Genomic DNA, 287 nt, shown 5'->3' on the forward strand with positions numbered 1-287 from the left:
CAACTTCCCAATTTCTTTTTCTTTTTCTTCAACAAGTTTGGCATTGGTGAGGCCATCGAATCCATTAGATTCTAGGTCAATCATCTTGGCGACTGCAGCAATTTCTAAGCCTTTGGTCATCACAGCTTGGCAGGCCTCTTTTAAACCCATCTTCCTCATCTTCTCACGGTCAGCTTCAAAAACCAAGTTTGTCTCCACCAGAGAGTTGAAATCTATCTTTGAATCCCAAAGTGAAGTTACTTCAGTGGAGGTCAGTTCTTCAAACTCCTTCAGCAAGTTCTTCCAGC

At 42.5% G+C, this 287-nt stretch carries 1 protein-coding gene; it reads right to left on the minus strand.

Annotated features, from left to right (window positions below; genetic code table 11):
* A partial coding sequence (locus AABA86_RS34370) for a hypothetical protein (RefSeq protein ID WP_338309908.1) occupies positions 1-276 on the minus strand: 276 nt, incomplete at its 3' end.
* Positions 277-287: the final 11 nt, after the last annotated feature.

This window comes from Bradyrhizobium sp. TM233 (assembly GCF_036247965.1).
GTDB classification, from domain to species: domain Bacteria; phylum Pseudomonadota; class Alphaproteobacteria; order Rhizobiales; family Xanthobacteraceae; genus Bradyrhizobium; species Bradyrhizobium ottawaense.